The organism is Mesorhizobium sp. B2-3-13, assembly GCF_006442195.1.
In the GTDB taxonomy this organism is placed as follows: Bacteria; Pseudomonadota; Alphaproteobacteria; order Rhizobiales; family Rhizobiaceae; genus Mesorhizobium; species Mesorhizobium salmacidum.
This window is the reverse complement of the sequence record NZ_VFVQ01000008.1, coordinates 154,440-170,934: the sequence shown is the minus strand read 5'-3', so window position 1 is coordinate 170,934 and position 16,495 is coordinate 154,440. Positions and strand designations below refer to the sequence as shown.

12 protein-coding genes are annotated in these 16,495 nt (G+C 63.9%); 7 read left to right on the top strand and 5 right to left on the bottom strand.

Annotated features, from left to right (window positions below):
• Positions 1–17: 17 nt before the first annotated feature.
• The 6 genes from hisD (at position 18) to FJ941_RS12145 (ending at position 6,241) form a co-directional block, all read left to right on the top strand.
• Positions 18–1,340 (top strand): histidinol dehydrogenase, encoded by a 1,323-nt coding sequence (gene hisD, locus FJ941_RS12170; protein WP_140505793.1) that lies wholly within the window; start codon positions 18–20, stop codon positions 1,338–1,340.
• A 15-nt stretch (positions 1,341–1,355) separates the two neighbouring features.
• Positions 1,356–2,384, top strand: a complete 1,029-nt coding sequence (locus FJ941_RS12165; protein WP_140505791.1) for a zinc-binding dehydrogenase — start codon at positions 1,356–1,358, stop codon at positions 2,382–2,384.
• A gap of 1 nt (position 2,385) precedes the next feature.
• The gene (gene hutC, locus FJ941_RS12160; protein WP_140505789.1) at positions 2,386–3,117 is read left to right on the top strand and encodes a histidine utilization repressor; all 732 of its coding nucleotides are present in this window, start codon (positions 2,386–2,388) and stop codon (positions 3,115–3,117) included.
• Positions 3,118–3,548: 431 nt separating this feature from the next.
• Entirely contained in the window at positions 3,549–4,556 is a 1,008-nt protein-coding gene (locus FJ941_RS12155) for an ABC transporter substrate-binding protein (RefSeq protein WP_140505906.1), read from the top strand.
• A 124-nt stretch (positions 4,557–4,680) separates the two neighbouring features.
• On the top strand, positions 4,681–5,448 hold the full coding sequence (locus tag FJ941_RS12150) for an ABC transporter permease (protein WP_181165849.1): 768 nt from the start codon (positions 4,681–4,683) through the stop codon (positions 5,446–5,448).
• Between the two features lie 10 nt (positions 5,449–5,458).
• Positions 5,459–6,241, top strand: a complete 783-nt coding sequence (locus tag FJ941_RS12145) for an ABC transporter ATP-binding protein (protein ID WP_140505786.1) — start codon at positions 5,459–5,461, stop codon at positions 6,239–6,241.
• A gap of 549 nt (positions 6,242–6,790) precedes the next feature.
• Here FJ941_RS12145 and FJ941_RS12140 read toward each other — a convergent pair.
• Positions 6,791–8,683: an ABC transporter ATP-binding protein gene (locus FJ941_RS12140; RefSeq protein WP_140505784.1), complete on the bottom strand. Its 1,893-nt coding sequence runs from the start codon at positions 8,681–8,683 to the stop codon at positions 6,791–6,793.
• The gene (locus FJ941_RS12135; protein ID WP_140505782.1) at positions 8,683–10,536 is read right to left on the bottom strand and encodes an ABC transporter ATP-binding protein; all 1,854 of its coding nucleotides are present in this window, start codon (positions 10,534–10,536) and stop codon (positions 8,683–8,685) included. The genes FJ941_RS12140 and FJ941_RS12135 overlap by 1 nt, the downstream gene beginning before the upstream one ends.
• Before the next feature lie 318 nt (positions 10,537–10,854).
• Here FJ941_RS12135 and FJ941_RS12130 point away from each other — a divergent pair, with 318 nt between their 5' ends.
• A complete protein-coding gene (locus FJ941_RS12130; protein ID WP_140505780.1) occupies positions 10,855–12,294 on the top strand; it encodes an NAD(P)-dependent oxidoreductase in 1,440 nt (479 codons plus the stop codon).
• Between the two features lie 28 nt (positions 12,295–12,322).
• Here FJ941_RS12130 and hutH read toward each other — a convergent pair whose 3' ends face one another.
• The 3 genes from hutH to FJ941_RS12115 form a co-directional block, all read right to left on the bottom strand.
• Positions 12,323–13,819 carry a histidine ammonia-lyase gene (hutH, locus tag FJ941_RS12125; RefSeq protein ID WP_140505778.1) on the bottom strand — a complete coding sequence of 499 codons (1,497 nt, stop codon included), beginning with the start codon at positions 13,817–13,819 and terminating at the stop codon, positions 12,323–12,325.
• 148 nt (positions 13,820–13,967) lie between these two features.
• Entirely contained in the window at positions 13,968–15,071 is a 1,104-nt protein-coding gene (locus FJ941_RS12120) for an alcohol dehydrogenase family protein (RefSeq protein ID WP_140505775.1), read from the bottom strand.
• A 9-nt stretch (positions 15,072–15,080) separates the two neighbouring features.
• The gene (locus FJ941_RS12115) at positions 15,081–16,460 is read right to left on the bottom strand and encodes an aspartate aminotransferase family protein (RefSeq protein ID WP_140505773.1); all 1,380 of its coding nucleotides are present in this window, start codon (positions 16,458–16,460) and stop codon (positions 15,081–15,083) included.
• Between the last annotated feature and the right edge of the window lie 35 nt (positions 16,461–16,495).

The following is a 16,495-nucleotide window of genomic DNA, read 5'->3' as shown; positions in this document are numbered from 1 at the left end:
CAACAGGAGGGAATACCATGTCCGACATCAGCTTCCATGATCTGTCATCCCTCGATGCCACCCGGCGGGCCGGTCTGCTGAAACGCGCCGAGAGCGATCTGTCGGTCTTCGTCGAAAAGGTCCGTCCGATCATCCAGGCGGTCAGGGACGAGGGTGACGCCGCCCTGATCCGGTTCGCCAGGGACTTCGACAAGGCCAATGTGGCCGAAGGCGGACTGAAAGTGTCGGAAGCGGAATTCGATGCCGCCTTCGACAAGGTCGAGAAGGATGTCGTGGAGAGCATCAGGTTCGGCATCGAAAACATCCGGCATTTTCATGAAGAGCAGAAGCCGGAGACCATGTGGCTCAAGGAGGTCCGGCCGGGCGCCTATGCCGGCGACCGGTATACACCGATCGCATCGGTCGCGCTCTACGTGCCGCGCGGCAAAGGCGCCTTTCCGTCGGTGACGATGATGACGTCGGTTCCGGCTGTCATTGCCGGCGTGCCACAGATCGCCATCGTGACGCCGCCAACCTCGGATGGCTCTGTGGACGCGGCCACGCTGGTCGCCGCTCGCCTCGCCGGCGTCGAGACCGTGTACAAATGCGGCGGCGCGCAAGCCGTCGCCGCGGTCGCCTACGGCACCGAGACGGTGAAGCCGGCGCTCAAGATCGTCGGCCCCGGCAGCCCTTGGGTGGTGGCGGCCAAGAGCGTGCTGTCCTCGATCATCAACACGGGTCTGCCGGCCGGGCCGTCGGAAGCCATTATCTTTGCCGACGACAGCGTCGACGGAGGCCTTGCCGCGCTCGATCTGCTGATCGAGGCCGAGCACGGGCCGGATTCCTCGGCCTATCTGGTGACGCACAGCCGCAAGGTTGCCGAAGCAGCACTTGCTGCACTTCCCGACCACTGGTCGCGCATGACCGAGCAGCGTGTGGAATTCTCGCGCGCGGTGCTGACGGGAGAGCGCGGCGGCATCGTGCTGACCGCGTCGTTGGAAGACTCCTACCGCTTCATCAACGACTATGCGCCCGAACATCTCGAGATACTCTCGAAGGAGCCGTTCGCGCATCTCGGCCACATCACCGAAGCGGCCGAAATCCTGATGGGTCCGCACACGCCGGTCACCCTCGCCAATTTTGTCCTCGGGCCGAATGCCGTGTTGCCGACCAGCCGCTGGGCGCGGACCTATGGGCCGCTCTCGGTAACGGATTTCGTCAAGCGTTCGTCGGTCGGCTATGTCACCTCGGCCGCCTATCCGGAACTGGCGCTGCATGCCCGCAGGCTCGCCCGCTACGAGGGCTTCAGTTCGCACGAAAACGCGGTTTCGGAAATCCGCGACCGCTATCTCGCCGGCTGAGCGGAGACGATCACGATGAAGGCGGCACGACTTTATGGACCGGGCGATCTGCGCGTCGAGGATATCGCCGCGCCAGGCATTCCGGATGCCGGCTGGGTGAAGCTCAGGGTCGATGCCGCAGGCATCTGCGGTTCGGATCTGCACAATTTCCGCACCGGCCAATGGATAAGCCGGTCGCCTTCGACAGCTGGCCATGAGCTGACCGGCACGGTGATCGCGCTGGGCGAGGGCGTCGATACCGTCGCCGTCGGCCATAGGGTGGTCGCGGATTCCCGCTTCTGGTGCGGAGATTGCACGCAATGCCGCGCCGGCAAGCGGCATCTCTGCACTTCGCTGGGCTTCGTCGGCGAAATCTGCGATGGCGGCTTTGCCGAACAGGCGGTGCTGCCCGCACGTCTGCTGCATGTCATCGACGCCGGTCTGGACGAGCGGGTCGCTGCCATGGCCGAGCCGCTCGCGGTCGCGCTGCACGCGGTGCGGCGGTTGCCGAGAACGGCGGGCTCGGTGCTTGTCGTCGGTTGCGGTCCGATCGGTGGTCTCGCCGCGCTGCTGCTCTCCCGAACCTCCGCCGGCACGGTGCTTGTCGCTGACCGCAACTGGGACCGCTGCGCCCGGGTGGCGCGGGTGACCGGCGCCACCATCGTCGATCTCGACCGCGATGCCATTGCAGCCGCGACCGCCAATGCCCCGCTGCTGGCGGCCGTCGAGGCGACGGGCAGCATCGCCGCATTCAACCAGTTGCTCGGCGTTCTCGATCCCGGCGGCGCGGTGGCGATGGTCGGCATCTTCCATGGCCGGCTCGACATCGACCCCAATGTTCTGGTCGAGCGCGAGATCGCATTGCTCGGATGCCATGCCTTCGCCGACGAATTGCCAGAGGCCGTGCGGATGCTGGGCGAACTAAGTGAACCGCTGCTGGCCCTGATCGATCGCGAGATCGGCCTGGACGAGATTCCAGCCGCCTATGAGCGGCTGCTGGCCGGGAAGAGCGATGGCTTGAAGACAATCATCCGCGTGCGGCAACCTGCCGGAAAGGATTTTTGAGATGATCGATTTGCCCGACACGGCGAGCCCCCTTTACGAGAAGGTGAAGGATTACATCCTGACCAACATCGGAACGGGCAAATGGGGCAAGGATCGCAAGCTGCCGTCCGAGAACGAGCTGGTGGTTTCGCTGGGTGTGTCGCGGATGACGGTTCACCGGGCCCTGCGGGAACTGACCGCCGCAGGATTCCTGATCCGGCTGCAAGGTGTCGGCACGTTCATCGCGCCACCCCGGCCACAATCGACGCTGATCGAGATCAACAACATCGCCGCCGAGATCGTCGAGCGCGGCAACAGGCATCGCTCCGAAGTTCTCGTCCTCGAAACCATCGTGCCCACGAAGGAACTCGCGCTGTCGTTCGAGTTTGCCAAGCGCACCTCGGTCTATCACTCCGTCGTCGTCAATTTCGAGAACGACCTGCCGGTGCAACTGGAGGAGCGTTTCGTCAATCCGAACCTGATCCCCGACTACGACAAGCAGGACTTCACCAGGACGGCGACCTACGACTACCTCATGCAGAAGACCCCGGTGACCGAGGTCGAGCATATCATCTCCGCCATCCCGGCCGACAAGGAGACGGCGCAGCATCTCGGCATCGATGTCGGCAGTTGCTGCCTTCTCCTGCATCGCCGAACGTGGACGGGGGCGGTCGTGGCCACGATCAGCAAGCTGACCTATGCCGGCAGCCGCTACTCGCTCGGCAGCCGCTACTCGCCTTCCAGGGCAAGCTGAAGCCAACGAGCCAATGCAAGCCGAGATTTCACGGCGACAGGAAAGGTCCTGATCGCAGCATTGCTCGCCAATCCACCGGCAGCATGCCGCGACGCTCGAGTTCCAACAGCAAGGAATGGTCGCGGCGCGCCCGATGGCGGAACCGACCGGATGACCGGTTTTCTCGATCGGATCGATCCTGAAAAAGCGTGAGCACTCGGGCGGGAGATTCGACGGTTCAAACGTAAAATTGGACTCCACCAACTTGTATATGCATGTATGTATTTCAGCCTTGACATCCGCTGCCGCTGACGCTGAGATATGTCGGCACTTCAACCATGAAGTGGCGGGCAAGACGCCGAGGCACAGTGCCGCAAGAGCAGAACCCCGCAGTCTCACCAGACCGGATGCCTGGGTAAAAGCGGTCTGATCATCAAGGGGAACGAAAGATGATGCTCAACCTAGCAGGACAATTTCGCGCATTGGTGATGGCCGTTGCCGTCGGGCTCACCGCCGCCCCGGCGGCCCATGCGACCGATGCGGCCATTCCCACGACGCCCGAGGCCGGTCCGTTCAAGATCGGCATCGAGCCCTGGCTTGGATATGGCCAGTGGCACGTCGCCGAGGCCAAGAGCCTGTTCAAGACGAACGGCCTGTCGGACGTCCAGATCGTCAATTTCGCCGAGGACAAGGATATCAACGCGGCACTCGCAAGCGGCCAGCTCGACGCCGCCAACATCGCCACCCACACGGCGATGGGCATGGTTGCGGCCGGCCTGCCGGTAAAGATCGTGCTGCTGCTTGATGTCTCCATGACGGCCGACGCCATCGTCGCCGGCAAGGACATCACCTCCATCGCCGATATCAAGGGCAAGCAGGTCGCTTTCGAGGAAGGCACGACGAGCGACATCCTGCTCAAATACGCGCTCGCCAGGAACGGCATGTCGGTAGCCGATATCCAGCCGGTTCCAATGCCTGCCGCCGACGCCGGCAGCGCCTTGATCGCGGGCCAGGTGCCGGTCGCGGTCACCTACGAGCCGTACCTCACTGTCGCCATGGCGCAAAACAAGGATGTCAAGCTGCTGTTCACCGCCGGCGAGGATCCCGGCCTGATCAGCGACGTCCTGGTGGTGCGCGACGAGGTGATCAAATCTCGGCCCGGCCAGGTGCTGGCCATGATCAAGAGCTGGGACGCCGCGCTCAAGGACTACAAGGCCGACACCCCGGGCGGCCGCGCCATCATCGCCAAGGCTGTCGGTTCCGACGTCAAGGACCTCAACACCGCCTTCGACGGGGTGCGCTACTATTCCCTGGCCGAAAACAAGACGGCGCTCACCGGCGATTTTACCACCAAGACATTCGCCGACGTCGAAGCGGCCGCCAAGAACGCCAAGCTACTTCAGGCCGACGTGACGCCGGAGCAGATGATCGACCCGTCCTTCGTCAAGGCGGCGCAATGACGAGATCCGGATCGCGGTGGTAACGCAGATGTCCGGGGAGCCTCCCGCGAAAACCGGTTTGGCCCGCCCGACGCCGGCGCCCGCCGCAAAACCGGCGAGGCGTCGCCGATCCTCCGGGATCGGCGTGCCCATCGCCAGGTCGCGTTTCCTGGCGATAGCGGTGGCTGTCTTTGTCGGCCTTGGTCTCGCCTGGTGGGCGGCGACCGGGCTGGAATGGGTGAAACCCATCTTCCTGCCGTCGCCAGGCAGCGTCGCGACCCAGATCACCAAGCTCGCGGCCGACGGTACCTTGTGGCTGGACCTCAGGGCCTCGATGTACCGCATTTCCATCGGCTTTCTTCTCGCCTCGGCATTGTCCATACCGATCGGCGTGCTGATCGGCAGTTTCCGCTCCTGGGAGGCGGCCATCGAGCCGCTGGTGGATTTCATCCGCTATATGCCGGTTGTCGCCTTCGTGCCGCTCTCCATCCTGTGGGCCGGTACCGGAGACACCCAGAAATTCCTGATTATCTTCATCGGCACCTTCTTCCAGCAAGTGCTGATGGTCATGGACAATGTGAAACGGGTTCCTACCGACTTCATCGGCCTTGGCCGCACGCTCGGTCTGCCGGACCGCAAGATCCTGACGCGCATCGTCGTGCCCAGTGCCTTGCCGGGCATCTGGGACACGCTGCGCATCAGCCTCGGCTGGGCATGGACCTGGCTGGTGCTGGCCGAACTCGTCGCGGCGACATCCGGCCTGGGCTATCGCATCACCGTGTCGCAGCGCTATTTCCAGACAAACACCATCATCGGCTACATCCTGCTGCTGGGCGTGCTCGGCCTCATTACCGACCAGGTCATGAAGGCCTTGGAGAAGGTACTGTTCCGGCAGGAAGGCCACCCGCAATGAGGAACCGCCGATGACAGTTCCCAAACTGCGCATCGCCGGTCTCGACAAGAGCTTCGGCACCGGCGAGCGGCGTACGCAAGTGCTGCGGGACATCAATCTCGACCTTGCCGACAATGAGTTCGTCTCTCTCGTCGGCACGTCGGGCTGCGGCAAGAGCACGTTGCTGTCGATCGTCGCCGGACTGCAGGATTTTGATGCCGGCGACCTCAGCATCGATGGCGCACCGATCATGCAACCGGGTCTCGACCGTGGTGTCGTGTTCCAGTCCTACACGCTGCTTCCCTGGCTGACGGCGCGGCAGAACATCGAGTTTGCCCTCAAGGCGGCCGGCTATGACCGATCCTCGTGCCGCGAGATCGCGCTCGAGCATCTCGACCTCGTCAAGCTGTCGCAAAGCGCTGATCGTTTCCCGTCCGAACTGTCGGGCGGCATGAAGCAGCGCGTCGCCATCGCGCGCGCGCTCTCCTATCGCCCCAAGATGCTGCTGATGGATGAGCCCTTCGGTGCGCTCGATGCCTTGACGCGGCATCAGATGCAGGAACTGCTGACCCAGATCTGGGAAGAGCATCGGCTCACAGTGCTGTTCGTCACGCATGACGTCGAAGAGGCCGTCTACCTCTCGGATCGCATCATCGTCATGGGGATCGGCCCGGGACGCATCATGCAGACCTTCAACGTCGACATCGAGCGCCCGCGCCGGGAAGAGGTGATGGAAACTCCGGCCTTCATGGATTTGCAGCGCAGCGTGCACAAGGCGATCCGCGAGGCGTCAAGACGTCCCGAAATGGCGTAATACCAGCAAACTTCGTTGGCCACCGACGGTCAGGAATCAGGGGCCGTGGGGACTGCATATGTCGAGCGTCCATGCGATGGTGCCGCAAAAGTCGCCGGCATACCCACGGTAACTGCCGTAACCATTGTAATAGCTGTCCATCCAGTTGCTGTTATCGGTCGAATTCCCGCCGGTCCAACCGGCATCAACCCAAACGTAACGATGTCTGTGTCCGCGGCTCGCGGCGTGCGTGTGGCCATTATGGGCGGTGGTGACGCGGACATAGTGATGCCTGGTGACTGCGGCATCGGCGACAGTGGCAAACGGGACAGCGCTCGTGGCCAACGTCAACACGATGGAACAGAGGAATACGCTTGGCTTTCTCATAAGCATGTCTCCTTTTCATTCGAGACATATGGAAAAGAACGCGCGCCTCCCCGCACACGTTCCTTCACGAAATCGGGCCTTCACGGTCCCGAGGACGGCGTGCGGGTCAGCGGCCACATCAGGGGATCTCTCGGCAAGGGGGTATGGAAGCAATCCGTCCGTTCGCACCCCGCCAGCACGAGCTTACGTTGCTTTGCCGGCCGCCGCGTCCATTCCCATCTCTTCCGCGGAAATGTCGTCGAAGGAAGCGTAGTTCATATTGTAGAGGCGGGCATAGAGGCCTTTCCTCTTCATCAGCTGCTCATGATTGCCGCTTTCGACGATCTCGCCGTTCTGCAGCACGATGATGCGGTCGGCGCCGCGGATGGTGGCCAGGCGATGCGCGATGACCAGCCCGGTGCGGCCCTCCAGCAGTTTGATCAGCGCCTTTTGGATCAGCATTTCGGTGTAGGAATCGATGCTGGCCGTGGCCTCGTCGAGGACGAGGATCTTGGCGTCGGCCACCAGCGCCCGCGCGAAGCTGATCAGTTGGCGCTGGCCGAGCGAGAGGTTGCCGCCGCGCTGTTCGAGCTCGGTGTCGTAGCCGTCAGGCAATTGCTCGATGAAGTCGTGCGCGCCGACGGCCTGGGCGGCGCGCACCACCTCTTCACGGCTGGCACCGGTCTTGTGATAACGGATATTCTCCAGCACGGTGCCGGAGAACAGGAACGGCTCCTGCAGGACCATGGCCACCTGGTCGCCGAGCGAATCCTGCGTCAGGTCGCGCACATCATGACCGCCGACCAGGACTTCCCCCGACCAGACATCGTAGAAGCGGTGCACCAGCGCCATCGAGCTCGACTTGCCCGATCCGGTCGGGCCGACAAGCGCGACCGTTTCGCCCGAATTGACGCGGAAGGAGACGTTCTTCAGCACCGGCTGGTTCGGCCGGTAGCCGAAAATGACATTCCGGAACTCGACCGAGCCGTCCATGTCGCGCGACAGCGCCACCGCATTTTCCTTGTCGCTGACATCCACCGGCACGTCGAGCACTTCGGAGATACGCTGGCCCGAAGCCATGGCGCGCTGCATGACGCTGTATTGCATGGTGAGCGAGCGGATCGGGTCGAAGAAGCGCTGGATGTAGAACAGGAACGCCACCATCACGCCGATGTCGAGACTGTGCGACAGCACCATCGACCCGCCGACGACGATCACGGTCGCCATGGCGATGCCGGTCAGCGTGTCGACGATCGGCACCATCACCTGCGCATATTTCGCGGACCGCAAATGGGCGTTGAGGTTGGCCAGCACCTTCTCGTCATAGAGGTCGAAATTGACATGCTGGCGCTCCAGGCTCTGCACGGTGCGCACGCCATGGATGCCTTCGGCAAGCGCGCCGTTGGCGATGGAGTTGGTCTCGTGCGCCGCCATGAAGGCGACCTTGGCGCGCGGCAGCCAGAACAGGCGCACGATGAACAGCATCGGCATGGTCGACAGCGTCAGCAGGCCGAGCCGGAAATCGAGCCACAGCAGGACGGTGACGATGCCGAACAACAGCACGATGTCGCCCACTGACATCACGGATGTCTCGAGGAATTCCTGCATCGAATTGACGTCGCCCTGCAGGCGCGACATCAGCCGGCCGACCTCGGTCCTGTCCATGAAGCCGAGAGAGACCCGCTGCAGGTGGCTGAACATGGCACGACGCAGGTCGGATAGCACGTTTTCGGCCACCTTGCCGACGACGCTCTCCTGGACATGGCTGGCGGCGTAGTTGATGAGGATGATGACGGCAAAAGCGACGATCGCGGAGATCATCACCGATCGGTCGAGCTTGCCTGGCGCCATGCCGTGATCGATGGCGTAGCGGATGACCAGCGGGATCGCCAGTTGCGTCAGCGTGAACACCAGCACCGCGGCGACCGAGATGAAGATCCGGCCCTGATATGGTCTGACGAAACTCCAGATGCGCCTGACGATGCGCGGATCGTAGGCCTTGCCGAAGACCTCTTCCTCATCGCGGTGCGAGCCGACGACCGCCTTGGTCGGGCGCCGGCTTGTGTCTTCCTTCTCGTCGTCGTCCTGTGTCGACATCAGGCGGCTCCCTCGAGCCGATCTTCGTCCGGCCGCAGCTGCAGGTCGTAAAGCGCGCGGTAGCGTCCGCCGAGCACCAGCAATTCCTCATGCGTGCCGCGTTCCACGATCCGGCCGCCCTCGACGAACAGGATCTGGTCGGCATGCATCAGCGAACTCAGCCGATGCGAAATGATGAGCGTCACGCGATCCCTGGCGAAGCGCTTCATCGCCGCCCGGATCCGCTGCTCGGTGCCAGCGTCGACGGCGGCCGTGGAATCGTCGAAGACCAGCACCGATGGCCGCAGCATCAGGCTGCGCGCGATGGTCAGGCGCTGCCTCTGACCGCCCGAAAGCGACGCGCCGCGTTCACCGACGACCGTGGTGTAGCCGGCCGGAAGGCCGATAATGTAATTGTGCAACTGGGCATACTCGGCGGCCTGCCCGATGCGGGTCTCGCGCGCCCAGGGATTGCCATAGGCGATGTTGTTCTCGATCGAGGTGGTGAACAGGAACGCGTCCTGCTGCACGACGCCGACAGCCTTGCGCAGCGATTGCAGCGTGACTTTGCGGATGTCCTGCCCGTCAATGGTGATCGCGCCTGAGGTCACGTCGTAGAAACGCGGGATCAAATGCGCGATCGTCGACTTGCCGCTGCCGGGCGGGCCGACGATGCCGACGGTCTCGCCGGGCCTGGCTTCGAAGGAAAGGCCGGAAAGCATCGGACGCTCGCCGGCGCCCTCATAGCGGAAGCCGACATTGTCGAAGCGCAGCACGCCGTCGGTGATGACCAGATCTTTGGCATCGGGCGCGTCCTCGATGTCGAGCTCCGCATCGAGCAGTTCGAACAGCCGCGTGCCGCAGGTCGAGGCGCGCGCGAAGGAGTTGACCATCAGGCCGAGCTGGCGCACCGGCATCTGCAATATGGTCATGAAGGTGAGGAACTGGGCCAGCGTGCCGACGCTGATCTGGCCCGCGATCACCTTCTGGCCGCCGAACCACAGTACCAGGCCCATGGCGGCCAGGAACGAAAAGTTCATGGCGCTGGTGTTGGAGACGCGGATGTCGACGCGCTCATTGGCGAGCTCCAGCGCATCCTGCTTGGCGCGGTCGAACTTTGCCAGCTCATGCCGCTGAGCCGCGAAGGCGCGCACGACACGGATGCCGCCGAGATTCTCGTCCATCACCCGGCTCAGCACCGACAGCCGCTCCTGCAGCGTCAGCCAGGTGCTGCGCAGCCGGAGCTGCGTCACCGAGGAGCGCCAGGCGACGAATGGCACGAAGCTGAGGCTCAACAATCCGAGCACGAGATCGGTGCTGATCAACAAATAGGCGCCGACGCCGATCAGCACGCCAAGCAGCACCACGCGCAGGATGCCGGTGGAAAAGAACATGCGCACGCCGTCGAGATCGAGCAGCCCGAGCGTGATGAGGTCGCCGGTATGGACCTTGTCGTGGAAGGAAAAGCTCAGCCGCTGGATCTTCTCGTAGAAGGCGAGCCGCAGCTCATAGCCGGTCTGATGGCCGACGGCCTCGCCATAGTAGTTCTGCGCCATGGTGAAGAGGCCGCGCAGGATGCTGACGACCAGCAGCGTCAGCGCGGTAGTCCAGAGCGCGTGCTCGGCCGCGGTGCCGGCACCCGTGGCCATCACCCCTTGCGCCTGGTCGATGGCGCGGCCCAAGAGGCGCGGAATGAAGAGCTGCAGCGTCGCTGCGACAAAGGTCGAGATGAGGGTGATAGCAACCTGCCAGGGATGGCGCAGCGTCATGCGCACAATGCGCAGCAACGTGCTGACGCCCTTGCCCCAGGAGGCTTCCGCCACATGGGCAAATGATTTGCCGCGCTTGGCCGCGCTGGTTGCATCCGTGTGCAAGGAAAATACCCAGACCAATCCGGACATTAGCCCGAACGAATGTAGCAGACTCAATCAGATAGCGCGATTTTACGCGCGTCCGGCTTGCCCGTTCAAGGGCCAATGACGGCATCGCACTGTACCTGAAAGGCGGTGCCGCGTGCCATCTCGGCCATGGCCATCAGGGCCTGATCGGCGGTGCGGTCACCGGCAAGATCGTGTCGCAACTCGCCGCTGGTCTGCCGCCGGTGATCGATCCCGCACCATTCCGGGCGGATAGGTTCTGGTTATTCAGCGCCTGCTTTATCAGTAGGCCTCCGTCCTGCATGAGGGAACGACGTGACCGCGACCACAGACATACACGCCGTTGAGCCGATCGATCCGCAACGCGCCTACGCCGTTCTGGTCTGCGACCTGATCGGCCTGCGCTTCGACGCTGATGGAAAGCCAGACCCTTCGGAGGTGTGTGCCCATATCGAAGCCAAGGGCGGCCGCTTTCATGCGACCGGACTTGGCGACAAGACCGCTCTCGAACCTGGCCGGGTGCATTTCTTCTACCAGCCGGATCTCAGCACCCGCGAAGAGCTGATCGAGGCCGCCGGTGACGGACGCTATGACGCCGTCATTGCCGCCGCCACCTTCCTGCCTGCCGAGACCGTTTTTCCGCTGGCCGGCGTGCGGATCGGCGCCGGCACCGGCAATATGGGCTCGCGCTCGTGGGGCGGCGGCAGTGGCGAGGGCGGCTCGGCGGTGCTGATGAACACGCCCGGCATCAACAGCCGCGCCACCGCGCAGATGGTGATGAAGGCGATCCTGAAAGTGCTGCCGGATCTCCCGGTCGACACACTTCACGACCGGGTGGCGCGGGGCGCCTTCGACACCGGCAGGGAACTGCGCGATTTCCCCACCGAAAAGCTCGAAGGCAAAACGATTGCGATCATCGGCTACGGCAATATCGGCCGCGAGGTGGCCAAGCTTGCCCGCGCTTTCGGCATGCGCGTGGTGATCCATGCGCGGCCTCGGCATCGGGACTGGATAGAAGCCGAGGGCTTTGCCTATGCGGCGGACCTCGCCGACGCGGCTCAAGGCGCCGATGTGCTGAGCGTTCATGTCGGCTTGGGCAAGCAGGATGCGCGGACCGGCCGCTATGCCAATGCCGGGCTCATCGGTATGAACATTTTATCTCGCATGAAAAGCGGCGCCGTGCTGGTCAACTACGATCGCGGCGAACTCGTCGACGTCGCGGCCTTGGGCGACGCCCTGAATACAGGGCAGGTGCGCCACGCCGCGATCGATGCCGACCTGTTCAAGGATGCCTCCACTGGCAGCCTGTCCGGCCCGATGCTGCCTTATCTCGATCTCGTCGAGAGGCATGGCGCCAGGCTTGAGCTCCTGCCGCATGCGGCGGCCGACACGGATCATCCCTCGCGCGTCGCCGGCGCCAAGCAGGCCGTCGACCAGATATTCGATGTCCTCTGCCGCAAGACAGTGACGAATGCAAAAGGCACTGTGCCGCCAGGCTATCTTTCGCTTGGAGCGACCACGCCTCCCGGCATCGGGCCGGTGACTGCGGATCATCTTTTGAAATTGACCTCCAACGACTGCGCTGAATTGGCAGACGTCTGTGATCGGCAGAACCGGTTGTGGAGGATCTTGGCTGACATGCCGCGGCCCGAGCGCGGTAAGATTGTCGCCGAACAGGGTGAGGCGCTTGTCAGGCTGATCGACCGCTTCTGCCTTTTGGCCGAGCAACTGAATCTCCGGGGCCCGTTCCAATAGGAACGCGATTGCTGGATGGAGCGCCGGCTCAGTCCCGGGGACCGGACACCATACGGGCGACCCGAGTCATGTCGGCGCTCATCTCGCGGTCGTCGTCGAGCGGGCTGACGAGCGCACGAACGGCGGCAAAGGTGCGCTGCGGTCCTTCGCCCATGCTGTCGACGACGCCACGCAACTCCACGCCCGTCGCCGCGAAGATCAGTTCCATAGCAACGAGGCAGCGCAGGCGCTCGACAATCTCGGCGGTTTTGGCCACCACGCGCGGCGCCATCGACGACTGGTCTTCGATGCCGTCCGATACGGCAAGCGGGCTGAGCGACATCGGGTTGGCGAGATGCCGGATCTCGGCTTCCAGCGCGGCGAGCGGCTTCTGCAGTTCAGCGTAGCCTTGGCGGCTGCCGCCCCTGGCCGACAGGAATCGCGGCAACTCCGCAATTGTCGGCGACATCAGCTTCATGCAGCGGTTGGCGGTGCCCACTGCGCAATGGGCGAGCGCCTGGCCGAGATGTTCCCAGGCCAACGTCATCGCCGTGAGGTCGAAATTGCCGTTTGAGACGACGCGTTCGTCCTCGGGCAGGATCACCGGGTTGTCGCCGGAATGGGTCAGTTCGATCTCCGTCGCCAGCTTCGCCTGTTCGAACGCAGGCAGCAGGCCACCCCAGACCTGCGGCACGCAGCGATAGCTGAGCGGATCCTGGAGCCGCCGCGCCGCTTTGTCCTTCAACAAGCCGCTTCCCGCCAGTTCCGCACGCAGCCGGGCGCCGATCTCGCGCTGGCCGAACGCCGGCCGGGCGGCCAGGGCATCCTCGTCGATCGCGGTCAGGGAAGAACGGAACGCCTCGTAGTTGAGCGCCACCGCGGCCAGCGCCCAGTCGATGAGATGGGCGACGTCTTCCAGACACAGGCACGCCGTGCCGGTCGACAGGCTGTTGGCGACGATGATGGCGTGGCCGTCCTTCTCGCGCAGGTCGAGCGGTTCGAGCCCGGCGAGTGCGAGCGCCTCGGCCGACGGCATGATCTTGCCCTGGTATTCCGTCTCGCCGTCGCCGCGCAGCGCTCGCGCCATGTGGCCGAGATGGGCAAGGTCCGCCGCGCCAATCGATCCCCAGGTGGGGATCACCGGATGGACGCCGGCGTTGAGCGCCGCCACGAGGCCCATCACCACGCGTTCGGAAGTACCGGTGCCGCCCGCAGCCATGCCTGAGATGCGCGCGGCCATCAGCGCCCGCACCGCCTCGGTCGGAAGGGCCGGGCCGATACCCATGCTGTGGCTGAGCGGCACGCTGTGCTGGAAGGCGATCAGATCGGCCTGCGCGAGCGGCGTGTCGACACAGGCGCCAAGGCCGGTCGTGACGCCATACATCGGCTTGCCGAGTTGCGTCAGCTGCTCGATGAGCGCGCGGCTCGCCCGGATGCGCCGCATCGCCTCCTCGCCCAGCGTCAGCCGCGCATTGCGCCGCGCGATCTCGGCGACGTCAGCCGCGCTGAGCGGCTTGGCGTCGAGCAGTATCATTCGGGCTGTCATGTCTCGCCTGTATCCCGTGACCGGATGCCCGGGCCGGTGGCGCTGCGAGCGTCATCGTTTGTGGCGCCTTGCTGGCACGACTGCAAGCCATTCCGATTATGGCAGCGATGAGAAGGCAGGCAGAAGCAAGGGACTAGGATTTCCGCGACTACGCCGATCGCTCCGCGACAGCGTCGGGCACCACCACCAGCTTGCCGACGAAATCCTTGGCGATGAAATCGACCTGCGCGTGGTGGAAATCGGACAGCTTGTAGACGCCGCCGACCAACGGCCTGACCTTGCCCTCCTCGATGTAGCGAACGATGCGGCGGAAATCGGCGCGCGTGCCCTGGCTCGAGCCATGCAACTGCAGCTGCTTGAGATACATGGTCCTGAGGTCGAGTTGGACGACCGGACCTGCAATCGCGCCGGCAGTGGTGTAGCGGCCTTCGGGTCGCAGGATGCGCAGCAGATCGTTGAAGATCGCGCCGCCGACGAGATCGGCGACCACGTCGATCGACTGGCCGCCGGTCGCTTCGGTCACGGCTCGCGGCAGGTCTGCGACGCCACGGGTGATGACCGCCTCGGCACCGATGTCGAGTACGGCCTGTTCCTTGCCTTTGCCGACGACGGCATAGGGAATGGCGCCACGCGCCCGCGCCAGCTGCACGATGCCGGAACCGACGCCGCCCGAGGCGCCGGTGACCAGCACACGCTCGCCGGCTTTAAGTGCGGCGCGTTCCAGCATCTGCTCGCCAGTAAGGTAAGCGCAGCAGAACGTGGCGAGTTCGACGTCGCTCAAGGTGGTGTCGACGACATGCGCGTTGTCAGCCGGCACCGTTTGATATTCGGCATAACCGCCATCGCGGCCATGGCCCATATAGTCGATGTCGGCGAGTGAATCGTCGTCGCGGTTGTAGATGGAGAAATCGACCATCACCCGTTCGCCGATGCGATCGGGCGAAACGCCTTCGCCGACGGCAACGATGGTGCCGACCGTGTCGGTGCCCTGGATGCGCGGGAAGGTCAGCGTATTGCCCTGCCTTCGCCAGGTCGACACCGCGTCCGCATCCTCCTCGGTACCATAGGCGCCCTGACGCACCCAGACATCGGTGTTGTTCATCCCGCAAGCGCTGACCCTTATCAGCACTTCACTTGAAGCGGGGGCAGGCACTTTGACATCGGTGCGGTAGACGAGCTTTTCCGGTCCGCCGTGCCCAGTGAGCAGCACGGCGGCCATGGTGGCGGGGAGGGTTTTGGTCATGGCATTCATGGGTCGGTCTCAGAGATTGGCGAATACGCTGCTCACGGCATCGGCGGTCTTGGCCACCACGATGTCGGCTTCCTCGCGGGTCAGGCACAGCGGCGGCGCGAAGCCGAGAATGTCGCCCTGCGGCATGGCGCGGCCGATGACGCCGCTTGCGGCAAGGGCCGTGGCAATTTGCGGTCCGATCTTCAGCGAAGGGTCGAAGAAGACACGGTCGTCACGATCTCTCACGAATTCGACCGCTGCCAGCATGCCGTCGCCGCGCACCTCACCGACGTGTTTGTGACCGCCGACGGCCTTGGCCAGTTCGGCACGGAAATAAGCGCCGGTCTCGCCGGCATTCCGCACCAGGTTCATCTCGTCGATCAGTTCGAGATTGGCGACCCCGGCGGCGACGCAGATCGGATGCGCCGAATAGGTCCAGCCATGGCCGAGCGAGCCGAGCTTGTCGGAGCCCTGCACCAGCACCTGCCACATCTTGTCGGCGACGATGACGCCCGACAGCGGCGCATAGGCAGAGGTCAGACCCTTGGCGATGGTGATCAGGTCCGGCTTGATGCCGTAGTGATCGGAGCCGAACATCGTGCCCAGCCGGCCGAAACCCGTCACCACCTCGTCGGCGACCAGGAGCACATCATACTTTTTCAGCACCGCCTGGATTTTTTCCCAGTATCCGGCGGGCGGCGGCACGATGCCGCCGGTGCCAAGGATCGGCTCGCCGATGAAGGCGGCAACCGTGTCGGGACCTTCGGCCAGGATCATCTCCTCGAGCTTGTCGGCGCAATGCTGCGAGAATTGCTCCTCGTTCATCGAGCGGTCGGCGCGGCGGAAATAATAGGGCGCCTCGGTGTGCAGGATCGGCGCACGCGGCAGGTCGAAGGCGTTGTGGAAGAGGTCGAGCCCGGTCAGCGAGCCCGTCATCACGCCCGAGCCGTGATAGCCGCGCCAGCGCGAGATGATCTTCTTCTTCTCCGGGCGTCCCAGCACGTTGTTGTAGTACCAGATCAGCTTGATGTTGGTTTCGTTGGCATCCGAACCGGATAGGCCGAAATAGACCCTCGACATGCCCTTCGGCGCGCGGTCGATGATCATCTTGGCCAGCGTGATCGAGGCCTCGGTGCCGTGCCCGACATAGGCGTGGTAATAGGCGAGGTTCTTCGCCTGGGTCGCAATGGCATCGGCGATCTTCTGGCGGCCATAGCCGACATTGACGCAATAGAGGCCGGCGAAGGCATCGATGCTCTTCTTGCCGTTGTTGTCCCAGACGGTGACGCCTTCACCACCGGCCATGATCCGCGTCGGGCTCTCGCCACGGGCATGCGTGCCCATATGCGTCGAGGGATGGAAGAAGTGGTCGCGATCCCAAGCGGCGAGTTCGTTGGACTGATCGAGCATCTTTTTGACTCCTTGAAAGAGATCCGGGTGCGAGC